Raw genomic sequence first — 17,081 nt, forward strand, 5'->3', positions numbered from 1 at the left:
GGTGCTATGCGCCGAGCCGTCCCGAATTTACCGCGTCGACCAGCGCCTGGTAGTCGGCCAATGACTGCCTGGCATAGCTTGTCGCCCAGCGGGCCAAGGCGTTGTCGAAACTCCCGCCTGAGCCCAGGTATCCGGCGATGAACGCCGCGTTGGGGCTCTGCGCATGGGTCCGGGCCAACGTGACGGCGCAGGCATCCACGTAGTCGGCGAATGACTCGGCATCCAGGGTTTCCAGATCGAAGGAGACATTGTGGTCCCGGAACTGGCGGATGTAGAAGGCCCTGTCATCCAGGGTGACAAAACCGAGGAACGGGTCCGAGACCGCCTGCAGGATCCGTTGGCTGGCCGTGACCCGGAACCCGGGTTCCGCGGCAGCAGCACGACGGCCGATCTCCGGGGATAGTTCCGTGTCGATTCCGCCGTATTCGTTGACCACGGACAGGGCTGCCTGTTTGACCTGCAGCACCAACGGCTCATTGGCAGGACCTTCGAGGATGGCGATCGAGCAGCGGGTGCCCACGCTGCCGACCCCGACCACCCGTCGGGCGATATCCGCAATCCGGTAGTGGGCGAGCAACACGGCAATGTCGGGGGATACGGTCTGGCAGTACTTGGCATAGATCTCGGCGACCAGTTCCTCGGTGGCCTCCGGCACACGCATCAGCGTCGGTGGGTTCAGCACGATCGACAGGGAACCATCGGGATTGCGCACCGTGATCTTCTTGACCACCCGGTGGGCCGTGCGCCTTTTTCCCGCCGCCAGCGCGCGGTCGATGAGCAGCTGGGAGGATTGCCGGCGCTTGCCCCGGCTGCGGGTGACCTCGCCGCTGAGGTAGTACCGTTCCAACGCCTCGAGCTTCATCATGTCGCGTAATCCGGCCCGGTAGGAGGCCGCGGCCGACTGCGCTGCATCCCGGGCGGTGGATTCGGGCAGTCCGTTGTGCTGCGCTGCAATCACGACGCTGGTGACGAACCTCTTGACATCCCATTCCCACGGGCCGTAGGCGGCTTCGTCGAAGTCGTTGAGATCAAAGACCATGGAGCGCTGCGGGGAGGCGTAGAGTCCGAAATTGCCCACGTGCGCGTCACCGCAGATGGTGATGGGCTGGCCGGTGGTTGCCTCCCGGGCCATGTCGGCCGCTTGCAGGGCCGCGGTTCCGCGATAGAACGCGAAAGGGCTGGCCAGCATCCGCTCAAGCCGTAGCGGGACCAGTTCCGGCAGCCGGGTGCCGTTCTGGCGTTGGATGATCCCGAGCGGGTCGCGATCAGAGGACGCCGAATAGTTGCCAAGTCCACTGCGTGGGCAATGCCGACGTGTTTCCTTGCCCCGGGACATCTCGGATGTGATCGTGCGCCGGCCGGCTCCTGTCGACTCGGTCCCCTCAACACCACTGCCCACGATCAAACCCCCAGCGTTCCGCGGGACGTGCGCCCCGTGTGCGGCCAGTCTATTGCCACGGACGGCCGCTGAGTAGATACCGGAGGTGAGAACGGGGCGATGAGATCCGGACGCTACCCGAAGTTCAACAGCACGGCGGCGAAGCCCAGCATGACCGGGATTCCCAATACCGTGGTCAGCAGCACCGTGTCCTTGGCAACGGTGATCCCTGATTCGTAGCGGTCCGCGTTAACGAAGATGTTCTGCGCGGTGGGCAACGCGGCCATGATCACCGCGATGTATTGCCCGGTGGGATCCAGGCCGAACACCCAGGCAGCCAGCGCCCAGGCCAGCAGGGGATGGAGCACCAGCTTGGCGACGGAGGCGATCCATACTTCCAACCGCCGTTTCGAGCTGCGTTGCAGGGGACGGGAACCGACCAGGGACAGGCCGAAACCCAGCAGCATGGCGGGGATGGAGGCTCCGGCCAGCAACTGGACCGGGGTCATGATGATCTGCGGAGGCAGCCACTGGAAGATCGAGCAGAGCAGACCCAGCATGGAAGCGACGATCATCGGGTTGGTGACCGTACGCCAGAGGACACCGGCGAACTTCGTTTCCCCGTTGGCCGTGGCCTTTTCCATCATGGCCAGGGAGATCGGTGTCATGACCGACATCTGGAATAGCGCGATCGGGGCGGCCAGGGAGATATCCCCCAAGGCATAGATGGCGATGGGCAGGCCGAGGTTGCCCGCATTCACCGTGGAGGCGGCCATCGCCCCGATGGTCCGTTCACCGGAGCTGCGTTGGAAGGCCAGGCGGGAGAAGATCCAGAAAGCCAGGAAGACGATCATGGCCGAGGTCCCGGCGATGAACAGCTGGGGCCCGAGCGCCTCCCGCGGTTTGGCTGCGGCGATGGTGGTGAACAGCAGCATCGGGGAAGCCACGAAGAAGGTCAACCGGTTCAGGATGTAGCGGCCGTTGTCTCCGAAGAGGTTCTTCTTCCCGGCCCAGTAGCCGATACCGATGATGACCCAGATGCCGAAGAATCCCTCGATCACGCCATACATTGTTCTCCTGGAAGGTTGGGGTTCGCGCCGCGACCTGCGTTAGCGGGACAAACCGTTGTTGGCAGGGCAGCGGACTAGGTAAGCAGGACGGTGGCCAGCAACACCACCGGCAGGGTCAGCAGGGTACTGGCCAGGATCACTTCCCTCGGAACCACCTGGTCCAGGCGGAACTGCTGGGAGAATAGCAACACGTTCTGGGCTGTGGGCAGGGCTGCCATGATGACCACGCCCAACAAGTCCGGGCCGTGCAGCCCGAACACCAGGTGCGCCAGCACCCAGGCCACCGCTGGCATGAACAGCACCTTGAAACCGGTGCCCAGCAGCACCTCGCCACGCAGTGACTTGTCGGCCAGCGGACGTTGGCCGTACAGCGACATGCCGAAGGCCAACAGCAGCAGGGGGATCGATGATTCGCCCAGCATCCGCACGGGGGAGTGCAGTACCTCGGGCAATTGCAGGTTGAACCAGGAGGACAACGCCCCGATGAAGGTGGCGATGGTGACCGGGTTGGCGATGGATTTGAGGATGGTACGCCCCACCGGTGCCGTGTCCCGCCCGCCGGAGCCGCGTGAAACCAGGGCGAAGAGGCACAGGTACAGCGGGGCGATCACCAGCAGCTGGGCCAACAGGACCGAAACCACCGGGGTGGTGCTGCCCACCGCGTAGAGCGCCAAGGGCACACCGATATTCCCGGCGTTGACGTAACTGGTGGACATGGCCGCGGCCGGAATCCGCTGCAGGGGTGTCTTGAACAGCAGCCTGGTGCCCAGGGCATACAAGCCGCCGGTGGCCACCGCGGTGATCAGCGCGATCGGGGTGAAGACCCCGATGACCGCTCGCAGGTCGGTGCCCGAGAGCAGGATGAACATCAGCGCCGGATTGGTGATGTAGTAGATCAGCGGGGTCAGGCCCTTGGCGATCGGGTCCCGGTGCCGCGGCAGGAACCGCGCGGTGGAAAACCCGATGGCAATCAGGATCATCACCACGGTAAAACCCTGTAAGACTCCCTGCACCAGTCCTCCCCTCCCTGCCGTGACGCACCGACGGGGACGGTGGATGCCGGTAGTGGCATCCACCGCCCCCATGGCAGTGTGTGTTCTCGAATTTCCGTGTCAGCGAACCAGGGCAGGACTCTTCGAGTCGAAGGTCCATCCCGGGATCAGGTACTGCATGGACACCGCGTCATCACGCGATCCCAGACCGTGTTCCAGGTAGAGCTCATGGGCCTGGGCGACACGATCCCGGTCCAAGCTCACCCCCAAACCGGCCCGTTCCGGCACCTTGATCTCGCCGTCGCGGATCAGCAGCGGTTGTTCGGTCAACCCCTGGCCATCCTGCCAGATCCAGTGGGTATCCAGTGCGGTGATGTCACCCGGTGCGGCGGCACCGACCTGGGTGAACATCGCCAGCGAGATGTCGAAGTGGTTGTTCGAATGCGACCCCCAGGTCAGCCCGAAGTCGTTGCACAGCTGCGCGACCCGTACCGAACCGGACATGGTCCAGAAATGCGGATCGGCCAGGGGGATATCCACGGCGTTGGTCCGCACCGCATGGGCCATTTCACGCCAATCGGTGGCGATCATATTGGTGGCCGTCTGCAACCCGGTGGCGCGCCGGAACTCGCTCATGACCTCGCGGCCCGAGAAGCGGCCTTCGGCCCCGCAGGGATCCTCGGCGTAGGCCACGATATCCTGCATCCGCTTGCCCAGCCGGATGGCGTCCTCAAGCAGCCATCCACCGTTGGGGTCCAGGGTGATGCGTGCCTCGGGGAAGCGCTGCTTCAGCGCCGTGACCGCATCGACTTCCAGGTCGCCGTGCTGCACCCCGCCCTTGAGCTTGAAGTCCTTGAAACCGTACCGTGCCTGCGCGGCCTCGGCCAGGCGGACCACCGCCTCGGGGGTCATCGCCTCCTCACGCCGCACCCGTTCCCAGTCATCGGTTCCGGCCGGCTCACGCAGGTAGGGCAGGTCGGTGGCATCGGGGTTGCCCACGTAGAACAGGTAGCCGAGCATCGGAACCGCCTCGCGCTGCTGTCCCTCACCGAGCAATTCGGCCACCGGTACCCCCAGGAACTGCCCATGCAGGTCCAGCAGGGCGGACTCGATGGCGGTCACCGCATGCACCGTGGTGCGCAGGTCGAAGGTCTGCGCACCACGGCCGCCGGCATCACGGTGGGCGAACCGGCTGGAGATGCGGCGCAACAGTGTGCGGAAGGTGGCGACCGGGGCGCCGCTGATCAGTACCCCAGCTTCCTCGATGGTCGAACGGATCGCCTCGCCGCCGGGGACTTCACCCAGTCCGGTGCGGCCCTCGGAATCGGTGATCACCACGATATTCCGGGTGAAGAACGGCCCGTGCGCCCCGGAGAGGTTCAACAGCATCGAGTCGTGACCGGCGACCGGGATGACCTCAACCGTGGTAATGGTTGGCTGGTTGCTCATGCGCTACTCCCCGGCGATCGAAATGACGCCGTCAACACGGCGGTTCAGGTTCCATGGATTCTCTTGCCTGATCGGTGCCGGCAGCAGATCCTCGGGGAAGTTCTGGTACGCCACCGGGCGCAGGAACCGTTCAATGGCCAGGGTACCCACCGAGGTGGTGTGCGGTGCAGAAGTGGCCGGGAACGGTCCGCCATGGACCATGGCATGGCCGACTTCCACACCGGTGGGCCAGCCGTTGACCAGGATCCGCCCGACCTTCTGCTCCAGTACCGGCAGGACCTGCGCGGCAGCGGCGTAATCGGACTGCTCCAGCTGCAGGGTGGCGGTCAGCTGCCCTTCGAGCTTGGCCAGCGCCGTGGCCAGGTCCGCGGGATCGGAGTAGCGGATCACCAGTGATGCGGCACCGAAGATCTCCTCCTGCAGCACCGGGTTGGCCAGCAGCTGCTCGACACCGGCCGAGTAGATGGTGGGAGCCGGGGCGTTCTCACCCTCCCCGTCGCGGCCGCGTCCGACCAGCTGGACACCTCCCTGTTCGCCCAGGGTGTCCACACCCTGCTGCCATGACTTGTAGATGCCCTCGGTGAGCATGGTCTGGCCCGGGCTTGCCGGAACCTGTGAACCAATCGCCTCGACGAAGGCGTCACCTGCGGCTCCGACCGGAACAAACACCAGCCCCGGCGCGGTGCACAGCTGGCCGGAGGAACCGGTCACCGATCCCAGGTATGCGGTGGCGTGGGCCTCCGGGTCCCGGGACAGGGCGCCGTCGAAGAACAGCACCGGGTTGATCGAGCTCATTTCCGCATACACCGGGATGGGCTCGGGGCGTGCCGCGGCGGTGGCCATCAGCGCGGTGCCGCCGGAGCGTGAACCGGTGAAACCCACGGCCTTGATCACCGGGTCGGCGACCAGGGCCTGGCCGATGCTGGCCCCGGGGCCGTAGACCAGGGAGAACACCCCCGGGTGCAGGTCGAACTCGGCCACGGCCTTGGTGATGGCCGCCCCGACGATCTCGCTGGTGCCCGGATGGGCGTTGTGGGCCTTGAAGACCACCGGGCAGCCGGCGGCCAGCGCCGAGGCGGTGTCGCCGCCTGCGGTGGAGAAAGCCAACGGGAAGTTCGAGGCACCGAAGACCGCAACCGGACCCACCGGCACCTTGCGCTGGCGGATGTCCGCCCGCGGCAGCGGGGTACGCTCGGGCAGCGCCGGGTCGATCCGCACCCCGTGGTGGTCGCCCTGGCGGATGACCTGGGCGAAAAGCCGCAACTGGTTACAGGTCCGGCCGCGCTCGCCGACCAGCCGGGCCTCGGGCAGACCGGTCTCGGCCATGGCCCGGGCCACCAGCTCATCCCCGGAAGCCTCGATATTCGCTGCGATGGCATCGAGGAAATCCGCGTGCTTCTGCGGATCCAGGGAACGGAAGGAGTCGAAGGCCGCGGCCGCCGCGGTGGTGGCCAGCTTCAACTGCTCGGTATCGATCAGGCTGTAGGCCGGATCCAGGGCCTGGTTGGTGGCCGGGTTGTAGCCGTGTACTTCACGGCCGTTGCCCGCGGTGGGCACCCCGGCCAGGATCGACTGCCCGGACAGGTTCTGGGTATTGGTCGTCATGGAAGCTCCTGGTTCTGTGATGTCAGTCGGTGGTGAACGAGGAAGTGGTTACTGGGTGGCAGCGGCCGGAACGACGCCGGCCTGCTGGATCAGGGCACTCAAGTCGGCCAGGTCGGTTTCACTCATGTCCTGCAGCGGCGGGCGGACCGAACCGGCATTGCGTCCCACGGCCTTCAGTCCGCCCTTGACGATGGACACGCCGTAGCCGCTCACGCGATCTCGGATGTCGAGGTACGGCAGCACAAAACGGTTCAGCTTCTCGTTCACGGCGGTACGGTCCTGGTTGCGCACATCGCGGTAGAACTCCAGGGCGAACTCCGGGATGAAGTTGTACATGGCGGAGGAATAGGTGCTCATGCCCAGCTGCAGCAGCGGCAGGGCGAAGGTCTCGGCGGTGGGCAGGCCGCCCAGGTAGAACAGGCGGTCGCCGTTACGGGCGTAGACCTTGGTGAGGTGTTCGATATCGCCCAGGGCGTCCTTGAACCCGATGAAGTTCTCGTGGTTCTCGGCCAGCCGGGCCACGGTCTCGGCCGAGTAGATGGCGTTGGCGCGGTTGTAGACGATCACACCGGTGCTGGTGGCCTTGCAGACGCGGGAGACGTGCTCGTACAGGCCGTCCTGGTCGCATTCGGTCAGGTACGGAGGCAGCAGCAACAGGCCTTCGGCACCGGCCTTCTCGGCATCCTCGGCGTTCTGGATGGCCTGCTTGGTCGAGCCGCCGGCCGAGGCCAGCACGGGAACCCGCGAACCGGCTTCCTCCACGGCCATGCGGACCACGCGTGCGGCTTCCTCGGGGGTCAGGTTGAACCCCTCTCCGGTGCCGCCGGCTGCGAACAGGCCGGCCACCTCGAAGCTGGACTGCCAGTCCAGGTGTTCGCGGTAGGCCGCTTCGTCGACTTCGAGGTTCGCATCGAATGCTGTGACCGGGAACGAGAGCAGTCCGTCCTTGAGCTTGTTGGCAAGTTCTGAGGGGGTGTACTGAGCCATGGAATGGGTCCTTTGCTGGGGCCTGCGGCCGGTGCCGCAGGGGATGGTTGGATCTTGTCCGTTGTCCTCAGCGTAGGGATAGGTGTCGATGCCTGTCCAAGCCCATATTTGTATTATTTGATACCCATAGGGCATTGTGCCCCGAGGGTTATCCCATCGATTCCCGGACGATGGCCAGCAGCTTGCCCAGCGCGGGGTTGCGCGAGCCCCGGTTCCAGATCGCGTGCAGCTGCACCGGGTCGTCCACCACATCGGAGATGCGCAGGTAGCCAACCCCGTCCACTCCGAGCAGCCGGGCGCTTTCGGGGACAAACGCGATGCCGCGTCCCGCGGAGACCAAGGCGATCATTGTCAGGATCTGGCTGACCGAGTGCACCACATTCGAGTGCTCGAAGTTGATCCGGCGCACGATCAGGTCGTAGAAGTAGCGCGCCTTGGTCGCCGAGTGCATGATCAGCGGTTCGTCCTGCAGATCGGCCACTGTCAGTTCGCGGCCCAGCTGCTCCAGCCGGTGCCCGGAGGGGACCGCCACGAACAGGCCCTCGGAGAACAGCAGCATGGATTCGAAGTGCCGGGTGTCGAAGGGCGGGCGGGCCAGACCCAGATCGATGTCCCCGTCCATCAGGCCCTGGACCTGTTCGCCGGTCACCATTTCGAACAGTTCCAAATGCACCTGGGGCATCTGTTCGGTGATCTCGGCCAGTAACGGGCCGAGCAGGCTGAAGCCGGAAGCGGCGGTGAACCCGATGCGCAGCTCGCCCAACTGACCGGAGGCGATACGGCGGGCATTGGCTGGTGCGCGCTCGGCCGACACCACCAGCCGTCGGGCGTCAACCAGGAACGCCTGGCCGGCCGCGGTCAGTTCCACACGGCGGTTGTCACGCGAGAGCAGCTCCACCCCGATGCTGCGTTCCAGCTTCTGGATCTGCCGGCTCAGCGGAGGCTGGGTCATGTTGAGGCGTTCGGCGGCGCGGCCAAAATGCAGCTCCTCGGCCACGGCGACAAAACTGCGGGCCTGATCCAAAGTGAACATTTGATACCTTCCGGGAATCATTCAATGCAGAGAAGGGGTTGGACATGCATCATATCTATTTTCTAGGCTCAACCCATACCCGTCAGCGTGAGCTGTCTCACGACCGTGTTTCATCCGCTGCCCGCGGATCACTCGACCAAGGAGAACTTCCCATGTCATCTCGCTTCACCCAACGACTTCTGCTCTCGCTGACCGCAGCGGGTGCCGCGCTGGCACTGACCGCCTGCGGCGGCAACGTCGGCGGCAACTCCAGCGGCGGTGACTTCCCCAACGGTCCGGTGACCCTGACCGTGGGCCAGGCCCCCGGCGGCTCCACCGACCTGATCGCGCGCGCCGCGGCCGAGGGCATGGCCGACTCGCTCGGTGTGGCCGTTCCGGTGCTGAACAAGCCCGGAGCCAACGGGGCGCTGGCTACCGAGGAGGTTGCCGCGATGGCCCCGGACGGGCAGAACCTGATCCTGCTCAACGCCTCGCTGATCACCATCACCCCGTTGGCGGTCTCCGAGGACGAAGCGGTCAGCCTCGACGAGCTGGATGTGCTCATGGGCTTGTCCCAGGACGACTACGTCATGATCGCCAGCACCGCCTCGGGCGTAGAGAGCATCGAGGACATCAAGAACAGCGACAAGAAGCTGTCCTTCGGAACCACCGGGGTGGGTACCGGTTCGCAACTGGCCCAGGAACTGCTGCTGGCCCAGGCCGATATCGAGGGCACCACCGTCCCCTTCGACTCCGGCTCCCCGGCGCTGACCGCCGTGATGGGCAACCAGGTGCAGATTTCCACCGTGCAGCTCGGCGAGGCCAAGCCGCAGATCGATGCCGGCACCGTGACCCCGCTGGTTGTCTTCTCCAGCGAACGCAACGAGTTCCTGCCGGATGTACCCACCGCGATCGAATCCGGCTATGAGGTCCCGGTCTCGCAGTTCCGTGCCATCGCGGCGCCCAAGGGCCTGGACGAGGCCACGAAGCAGGCCCTTGTCGACTCCATCCAGGATGCCGTGGCCCAGGACACCTACCGGTCATTCAACGAGCAGAACCTGTTGACCCCACACGAGATCTCCGGCGAGGAAGTCGTCACCGAGTGGACCGAGCTGGCCCAGACCTACCGGACGTTGACCGAGGAATTCGACATCTCGCTGGCGACCGAATAACCCGTTGCGTGCGAGTCATAAAGGATAACAATCATGCAAGCTCACAAAACCGCACCCGGGGTGCCCGAACCGGAACTACCCGAGGAACTTGAGGCACTGACCCCCGAGGAACTGGCTGCCCAGTGGGACGCCGAGGCCCCGGACCCGGCCGGCCCGATCGCCAACCTGGCGGCCTGCCTGGTGGTGCTCGCACTAGGTGCGGCCGGGCTGGTCATGTCCACGGGATTGGGGCTGGGAACCCCGGCGTCCCCGAAGCCGGGAATGTGGCCCTTTGTCATCAGCCTGATCGTCACGGTCCTGTCCATCGTGCAGATCATCGTCGGGCGCCACGGCGGCCAGGACGGTGAGAAGTTCACCCGGATGAGCTGGTATGCCGCGATCGGCTTCGGCACGCTGATCGTGATGGTGCTGCTGATGCCCGTCATCGGTTTCGAGATCCCGGCCCTGCTGCTGTGCTTCGTATGGATGCGTTGGCTGGGTGGGGAGCGTTGGCGCTCAGCCACGGTCTACTCGATCCTGATTGTCGCCGCCTTCTACGCCATCTTCATTGCCGCCCTGGGCACCTCGATTCCGCGGTTGTTCTAGGCCGCAGACCCTAAAGGAAAATCCGTATGGAATTCTTCGGACCGGTCCTGGACGGCTTCACCGTCGTATTGGACCCCACAAATCTGTTGTACTGCCTGCTGGGCGTGGTCATCGGCATGCTCATCGGTGTGCTGCCCGGGCTGGGGCCGGCAGCGACCATTGCGATCCTGCTTCCGCTGACCTACGGCGTGGAACCGGTCACCGCGATCATCATGCTCGCCGGGATCTTCTATGGTGCCCAGTATGGTGGCACCATCACCTCGGTGCTCTTGCGGCTGCCGGGGGAGGCCAGCTCCGTGGTGACCGTCTTCGACGGTTATGTCATGGCCAAGCAGGGCCGGGCCGGTACGGCCCTGGGCATTGCCGCCATCGGCTCGTTCATCGGCGGTACGGTCGCCATCATCGGTCTGACCTTCCTGGCCCCGTTGGTGGCCGGGTTCGCCCTGGACTTCGGGCCGCCGGAATACACGGCGCTGGCGTTGCTGGGCATCCTGCTGGTGGCCACCATCTCCGGGGGATCGAAAATCAAGGCGGTGATCGCCGCGGCCTTCGGCCTGTTCCTGGCCACCGTGGGACGCGATATCTTCACCGGCGCCGAGCGGTTCACCTTCGGCAACCTGTCGCTGGCCGACGGCATCGACTTCGTACCCATCGCGATGGGACTCTTCGGTGTGGGCGAGATCCTCTACAACCTGGAGGAACGCCATCGCGCGGCCTCGGCCCCGCTGGCGGTATCCAATGTCTGGCCCAAACGCCAGGACCTGAAGCAGGCATCCGGCGCGATCGGCCGCGGCTCGGTCCTCGGCTTCTTCCTGGGCATCCTGCCCGGTGGCGGGGCAACGATCTCCTCGCTGGCCTCCTACGCCATGGAGAAGAAGACCGCCAAGGACCCCTCACGCTTCGGCAAGGGCGCCATCGAGGGCGTGGCCGGACCGGAAACCGCGAACAACGCCGCGGCGACCAGCTCGTTCATCCCGCTGCTGACCCTGGGTATCCCCGCCAACGCCACCATGGCGATCATCTTCGGGGCCCTGCTCATCCAGGGAGTCACCCCCGGACCGCAGCTGATCAGCAACGATCCGCAGCTGTTCTGGGGTGTGGTGAACTCGATGTACATCGGCAACATCCTGTTGCTGATCATGTCGATCCCGTTGATCGGCGTATTCGTGCGGATCCTGCGCATCCGCGCCGCGATCCTCGCACCGATTACCGCATTGATCACCCTGCTGGGTGCCTACACCATCCGCAACTCGATGTTCGATGTGATGCTGGTGGTGCTCTTCGGCATGGTGGGCTACCTGATGAAGAAGTTCGGTTTCGAACCCGGGCCGCTGGTGCTGGCCTTCGTGCTGGGAAGCCTGCTTGAATCGAACCTGCGCCGCTCGCTGCTGGTGCTGGAAGGCGACCCGTTCGGTTTCTTCACCCGGCCGATCTCCGCGACCCTGCTGGTGCTGTTCGTCTTCGTTGCCCTCCTGCCGATCATCCGTTCCGGCATCGAAAAGCGTAAAACACGGCTGGCATCGGCAGCCGGCGCCAAGGAAAAGGAAAACGCATGAGTATCATCGTCGGATATGTCCCCACCAAGGTCGGCGAAGCCGCCCTCTCTGCGGCGATCAGCGAAGCCAGGCTGCGCAACGAGGAACTGCTGATCGTCAACTCGGCCCGTGAAGGGTCGCTGGTGGACAAGAATGTCGCTTCACCCGAGGAGTTGGAACGCGTGCTGCAGGCCACCGAGGCCGCGGGAATCCAGGCACGGATCCTGGACTCGGTATACCGCGATGATCTCACCGAGGAGTTCCTGCGGCTGGCCGATGAACATGAGGTCTCGCTGATCGTCATCGGCCTGCGGCAGCGCTCCCAGGTGGGCAAGTTCATCATGGGTTCCCATGCCCAGCGGATCCTGCTTCAGGCCGAACACCCGGTGCTTGCCATCAAGGCCGAGTCGGGTTTCTGAGCCGCCGACCCCAGAGGACCAGGGTCCGCACCACACAGGTGGTGCGGACCCTGGTCCTTGTACTTCCGGGGTTACCAGTTGAGCCGCAGGGACGCGGCGACCTGTTTCCGGACATGATCCAGTGCCTGCCGGTCGGTATCCAGGGGTTTGCGCAGCTGGGGCATGGCGCGGCGCAGCTGCTCCAGCCAGGTGTCGACCCGTGCGGGAAATGCCCGGGCCAGCAGATCCAGGACGACCGAAACCGAGGCCGAGGCGCCCGGTGAGGCGCCCAGCACCCCGGCCAGGGTTCCTTGCCGGTCGATCACGACCTGGGTTCCGAAGCCCGCGATCTTCCCTTGTCCCTGCACCTCGGTGACCAGTTGTACGCGCTGTCCGGCACGGATCAGCTCCCAGTCCTCCGTGCGTGCCGCGGGGACGAAGGTCCGTAATTCCGTGAACCTGCTGCCCGGTGTGCGCAGTAACTCGCCGAGGAAGAAACGCAGCAGGTCGGTGCCGTTCCTGGCTGCCCCGAGCAGTGTCCGGATGTTGTGCCGGTTCACCGAGGCAGGCAGGTCGGTGAGCCTGCCGCGGGTCAGGAACCGCGGGGAAAAGGCCCCGAATGGGCCGAACATGAGGTACTCGGTGCCGTCCATGACCCGTAAATCCAGGTGTGGCATGGACAGCGGTGGTGCCCCGGGCGCGGGATGGCTGTAGACCTTGGCCCGGTGCGCGGCCACCAGCCGCGGGTTGCCGGTGCGCAGGAACAGGCCGCTGATCGGGAACCCCCCGGAGGTGCGCACCTCGTCCATCCCCGCCCCTTGCAGCAACGGCAGGGTTCCGCCACCGGCGGCGACGCAGACGAACCTGGCCTCCAGGCGTTCGGTGGCCCCCGTGGGGGTCTCCAGGTAGGCCGCCCATAGCCCATTGGCCTGGCGTTTGAGCGAATGAACCCGGGTGCCGGTGCGTACCGACACCCCACGGCGGCGGGCGTCCTCCAGCAGCCGGACGCTGAGGGTGCCGAAGTCCACATCGGTGCCCGAGGGGCTATAGGTCGCGGCCACCGGGGCGCCCGGGGGACGTTCCTGGAACATCAGCGGATACCACTGGCGCAGGATCGCCGGATTCTCGGAGTACTGCATGTCGGCGAAGAGCGGGTGTTCGCCGAGGGAGGCATACCGGGTCCTGAGCATCTTGACCCACGGGGCGCTGTGGGCGAAGGACCCGTGCGGGACGCTGCGGATGAAATCCCGGGCCGCACCGAGCCGTCCGGAGGCGCACAGGTAGGCCCAGTACTGGGTGGAGACCAGGAACTGTTCGTGCACCTGCACGGCGGCGGCCGGATCCACCGAGCCATCCGCGGCGGCCGGGGTGTAGTTGAATTCGCACAGGCCCGCATGACCGGTTCCGGCATTGTGCCAGCCGTTGGAGCTTTCCAGTCCCGCCGACTCCAGCGCCTCAACCACGCCGATCTTCCAGTCGGGTTGCAGCTCGGCGAGCAGGTTGGCCGTGGTGCTGCCGATGATACCGGCACCCACCACCAGTACGTCCAGGGGAAGGTGCTGCTGGGACATGGTGCCCTCTTTCGGATTAGCGGGTTTAGGAGGACCGCTCGCCGGTCTCATGCTCCAGACGGTGCAGCGAGTTGGCCAGATGCACACGCATGGCCGCGGCGGCGGCCAGCGGATCGGTGGCGGCAATGGCATTGCGGATGGTTTCGTGTTCGGCGGCGACCTGTCCAAGGCGGGGATCCGCCGCGTCATCGCTGAGCTCGAAACGTTCACGGGGCATGGCGATCATCGCCGGGCCGAACTGCTCGACAGCCTGTACCAGGTACCGGTTGCCGCTGGCCCGGGCGACTGCCAGATGGAAGTCGTAGTCGCAACTCATGGCCCGGGAAGCATGCGGGCCGGCGGCGCGAAAGGCGGCGAGGGCCGAATCGAGTTCGGCCAGGGCGGCGGCCGGATGGTGCGAGGCGGCGAGGGCGGCGGCCTGGGATTCGAAGCCCATGCGGAACTCGATCAGTTGTCGGCGCTCGGCCAGCGTGCGGGGCATCGGTGGACGGCCGGATTCGTCGCGGGCGGGGGGAGTCAACGCGAAACTTCCCGCTCCGCGGCGGGTGTGCACCAGCCCTTCGGCCTGCAACCGGGTCAGTGCTTCGCGCACTACGGTGCGCGAGACCCCTTGCTCTGCGATCAGGGTGTTTTCGCTGGGCAGCTTCTCTCCCGGAGCGATCCGACCACTGCTGATCTGTTCCCTCAGGTACTGGACCAGGGTGGTGGTCAGGTTCGGTTTCATGGGTGCCATTCTCCAAGGATAGATGCCGGGCCGCACGAGGCGCCCCGGCATCACGTGGCCTGTTCCTAGACGCGGCCGAATTCCACGGTATCGGTGGTCCAGGCCCGGGCCTGTTCGCTGAAGCTGAAACCGAGCCCGGGACGGTTCGGGACGATCATGCGCCCGTCCCTGGTTTCCAGGCGTTCGTTGAACAGCGGGTCCAGCCAGTCGAAGTGCTCCACCCATGGTTCGCGCGGGTAGGTGGCGGCCAGATGCAGGTGGATTTCCATGGCGAAGTGCGGGGCCAGATCCAGCCCGGCTTGGTCGGCCAGGGTGGCCAGGCGCAGGAACTGGGTGATGCCGCCGACGCGTGGTGCGTCGGGCTGGATGATGTCGCAGGCGCGGGCGGCGATCAGGCGTTCGTGTTCGGCCACCGAGGCGAGCATCTCACCGGTGGCGATCGGGGTGTCCAGTGCCGCGGTCAGTGCCGCGTGACCCTCGGCGTCATAGGCATCCAGTGGCTCCTCGATCCAGACCAGGTCGAATTCCTCCAGCTTGCGACCCATGCGCAGCGCGGTGGCGCGGTCCCACTGCTGGTTGGCATCCACCATCAGCGGGAAGTCCGCCCCGATATGTTCGCGCACGGCGGCCACGCGGCGCAGGTCCTCGGCACTATCGGGCAGCCCGACCTTGATCTTGATGCCCCCGATGCCGTCCGCGATGGACTGGCTGGCGCGTTCCTTGACCTCCTCGATGGAAGCGTTGAGGAACCCGCCGGAGGTGTTGTAGGTGCGCACCGAGTCCCGGTGGGCCCCGAGGAACTTGGCCAGCGGCAGGCCGGCCCGTTTGGACTTCAGGTCGTAGAGCGCGATATCCAGGGCGGCCAGGGCCTGGGTGGCCACTCCGGAGCGTCCCACCGAGGCCCCGGCCCACAACAGCTTGGTGTACAGCTTGGCGATGTCGTTGGGGTCCTCGCCGATCATGGTTTCGGCGACTTCCTTGGCATGGGCGTACTGGGCCGGGCCACCGGCGCGCTTCGAGTAGGAGAACCCCAGTCCTTCATGTCCCTGTTCCGTGGTGATCTCGGCGAAAAGGAAGACCACCTCGGTCATCGGCTTCTGCCGGCCGGTGAAGACCTTGGCATCGGATATCGGGGTTGCCAGCGGCAGGCGGGCGGTGGACAGCTTGACGTGGCGGATGGCATCCGGGGTGTAGCTCACGGTGGCTCCTTGCGGGGTGGTCGGAAGAATTCCTGATGTACTTATCGTATAAGTAGATAACTTATAGTACAAGTGGTTTCAGGGTGGAGAATTTGTCCGGGGTTGGGTGCAAGGTGGTGATTCGCCACCTCGCCCCGGATGGAATGTCGCGAAGGCGGGACGCGCGTCGCCCGGGTGGCGGCCAAGCCGGGGATCCTCGCCCGCTGGTTCCCCTGCGGGGGAGTTGCGCCTGGCAGCACAACTCCCCCTGGCCGGATCGTCCAGGGGGAGGGTGGGATTACGAGACCGGGGTGATGAGCGTGCCGTCCTTGAGATAGGAACGCAGGTTCTCCAGGACCACGTTGGCCATATCGGCGCGGGTTTCCCTGGTTCCGCTGCCCAGGTGCGGTAGCAACACCACGTTATCCAGCTCCAGCAGGTCGGCGGGAACCTGCGGCTCGTGGGCGAAGACATCCAGCCCGGCCCCGGCGATGGTGTTCGATGCCAGGGCCGCCACCAACGCGGGCTCGTCGATGACACTGCCGCGGGCGATATTGACCACGAACCCCTCGGGGCCGACATTGCGCAGTACCGTGGCGTCAACCAGCCCGGCCGACTCCGGCCCGCCGGCCGCGGCGATCACCAGCACATCGGTGTGCGCGGCCAGTTCCGCGGCGCTGGGATGGTAGGTGTAGGACACCCCGGGCTTGGCGTTGCGGTTGTGATAGTGGATGTCGCACCCGAAGGCCTCCAGGCGTGTGGCGATGGCCTGGCCGATCCGCCCGAGACCGAGGATGCCCACCTTCTTCCCGCTGGCCCGCGTGGTCAGGGCAAAGTTCTCGCCGCCGGCCCAGCTGCCCCGGCGTACGAATCGTTCGGCGGCCCCCAGGGAGCGCAGAGTCATCAGGTACAGGCCCAGCGCGGTATCGGCCACGCAGTCGGTGAGCACATCGGGGGTATTGCTGATCGGGATGCCGCGCTCGGCGGCCTGGGCGACATCGGTGGCGTCATAACCGACACCGAAGTTGATGATGGCTTCCAGGTTCGGCAGTTGGCCCATCAGTGCGGTGTCCACGCCGATCTTGCCCGAGCAGACGGCCAGCCGGATCGTTGGCCCGTGCTCGGAGAGGAAGGCCTGCCGCTCGGCCGGGTCGCCTGGCAGCACCAGGGTACCGTAGTCCTCGGCCAGGACCCGGGTCACGGTCGGGTTGACCGGGCCCACACGCACGATCTGCCGGGCGCTGATGGGGTTCGTATTGCGTCGCGCGGACGCAGAGGTATCGGTGCTCATACCTGAATCGTAGGGAGGTTGATGGATTCACGTCCAACATGCAGATTGCATGGATCAATGCCCTTGGGGTATGGGTTGCCCGTCTGCCGCGGAATGTAGCGGAAGTCACATTTGGTGTTGTTCCCCGCTCGTCC

General features: G+C 65.7%; 15 protein-coding genes. 4 read left to right on the forward strand and 11 right to left on the reverse strand.

Annotated elements, in window-relative coordinates:
* Positions 1-4: 4 nt before the first annotated feature.
* From OK351_RS09070 to OK351_RS09100, 7 genes are all read right to left on the reverse strand, one after another.
* Positions 5-1,336 (reverse strand): DUF2252 domain-containing protein, encoded by a 1,332-nt coding sequence (locus tag OK351_RS09070; RefSeq protein ID WP_265158087.1) that lies wholly within the window; start codon positions 1,334-1,336, stop codon positions 5-7.
* A gap of 176 nt (positions 1,337-1,512) precedes the next feature.
* Positions 1,513-2,448 carry an AEC family transporter gene (locus tag OK351_RS09075; protein WP_265158090.1) on the reverse strand — a complete coding sequence of 312 codons (936 nt, stop codon included), beginning with the start codon at positions 2,446-2,448 and terminating at the stop codon, positions 1,513-1,515.
* Positions 2,449-2,522: 74 nt separating this feature from the next.
* Positions 2,523-3,461: an AEC family transporter gene (locus tag OK351_RS09080; protein WP_265158094.1), complete on the reverse strand. Its 939-nt coding sequence runs from the start codon at positions 3,459-3,461 to the stop codon at positions 2,523-2,525.
* Positions 3,462-3,560: 99 nt separating this feature from the next.
* Positions 3,561-4,889: an enolase C-terminal domain-like protein gene (locus OK351_RS09085; RefSeq protein WP_265158097.1), complete on the reverse strand. Its 1,329-nt coding sequence runs from the start codon at positions 4,887-4,889 to the stop codon at positions 3,561-3,563.
* A gap of 3 nt (positions 4,890-4,892) precedes the next feature.
* Complete coding sequence (locus tag OK351_RS09090) at positions 4,893-6,494, reverse strand: aldehyde dehydrogenase (NADP(+)) (RefSeq protein WP_265158100.1); 1,602 nt, start codon at positions 6,492-6,494, stop codon at positions 4,893-4,895.
* Positions 6,495-6,542: 48 nt separating this feature from the next.
* Positions 6,543-7,481, reverse strand: coding sequence for a 5-dehydro-4-deoxyglucarate dehydratase (kdgD, locus tag OK351_RS09095; protein WP_265158102.1), 939 nt, complete (start codon positions 7,479-7,481; stop codon positions 6,543-6,545).
* A gap of 148 nt (positions 7,482-7,629) precedes the next feature.
* Entirely contained in the window at positions 7,630-8,514 is an 885-nt protein-coding gene (locus OK351_RS09100; RefSeq protein WP_265158105.1) for a LysR family transcriptional regulator, read from the reverse strand.
* A gap of 152 nt (positions 8,515-8,666) precedes the next feature.
* On the opposite strand from OK351_RS09100, the gene OK351_RS09105 reads away from it, so the two are divergent.
* From OK351_RS09105 to OK351_RS09120, 4 genes are read left to right on the forward strand one after another with little or no spacing between them, the layout of a single operon-like run.
* On the forward strand, positions 8,667-9,665 hold the full coding sequence (locus tag OK351_RS09105) for a tripartite tricarboxylate transporter substrate binding protein (RefSeq protein WP_265158108.1): 999 nt from the start codon (positions 8,667-8,669) through the stop codon (positions 9,663-9,665).
* A gap of 33 nt (positions 9,666-9,698) precedes the next feature.
* Entirely contained in the window at positions 9,699-10,250 is a 552-nt protein-coding gene (locus OK351_RS09110) for a tripartite tricarboxylate transporter TctB family protein (protein WP_265158111.1), read from the forward strand.
* Positions 10,251-10,276: 26 nt separating this feature from the next.
* The gene (locus OK351_RS09115) at positions 10,277-11,806 is read left to right on the forward strand and encodes a tripartite tricarboxylate transporter permease (RefSeq protein WP_265158114.1); all 1,530 of its coding nucleotides are present in this window, start codon (positions 10,277-10,279) and stop codon (positions 11,804-11,806) included.
* Positions 11,803-12,204 carry a universal stress protein gene (locus tag OK351_RS09120; protein ID WP_265158117.1) on the forward strand — a complete coding sequence of 134 codons (402 nt, stop codon included), beginning with the start codon at positions 11,803-11,805 and terminating at the stop codon, positions 12,202-12,204. The genes OK351_RS09115 and OK351_RS09120 overlap by 4 nt, the downstream gene beginning before the upstream one ends.
* 71 nt (positions 12,205-12,275) lie before the next feature.
* Here OK351_RS09120 and mqo read toward each other — a convergent pair whose 3' ends face one another.
* The 4 genes from mqo to OK351_RS09140 all read right to left on the reverse strand — a co-directional run bounded on the left by mqo (position 12,276) and on the right by OK351_RS09140 (position 16,947).
* A complete protein-coding gene (gene mqo / locus OK351_RS09125) occupies positions 12,276-13,754 on the reverse strand; it encodes a malate dehydrogenase (quinone) (RefSeq protein WP_265158120.1) in 1,479 nt (492 codons plus the stop codon).
* Positions 13,755-13,779: 25 nt separating this feature from the next.
* Positions 13,780-14,478 (reverse strand): FadR/GntR family transcriptional regulator, encoded by a 699-nt coding sequence (locus OK351_RS09130; protein ID WP_265158123.1) that lies wholly within the window; start codon positions 14,476-14,478, stop codon positions 13,780-13,782.
* Positions 14,479-14,543: 65 nt separating this feature from the next.
* On the reverse strand, positions 14,544-15,677 hold the full coding sequence (locus tag OK351_RS09135; protein ID WP_265158126.1) for an L-talarate/galactarate dehydratase: 1,134 nt from the start codon (positions 15,675-15,677) through the stop codon (positions 14,544-14,546).
* A gap of 277 nt (positions 15,678-15,954) precedes the next feature.
* The gene (locus tag OK351_RS09140) at positions 15,955-16,947 is read right to left on the reverse strand and encodes a 2-hydroxyacid dehydrogenase (RefSeq protein WP_265158129.1); all 993 of its coding nucleotides are present in this window, start codon (positions 16,945-16,947) and stop codon (positions 15,955-15,957) included.
* Positions 16,948-17,081 lie beyond the last annotated feature (134 nt).

Source organism: Glutamicibacter sp. MNS18 (assembly GCF_026107515.2).
Classification (GTDB): domain Bacteria; phylum Actinomycetota; class Actinomycetes; order Actinomycetales; family Micrococcaceae; genus Glutamicibacter.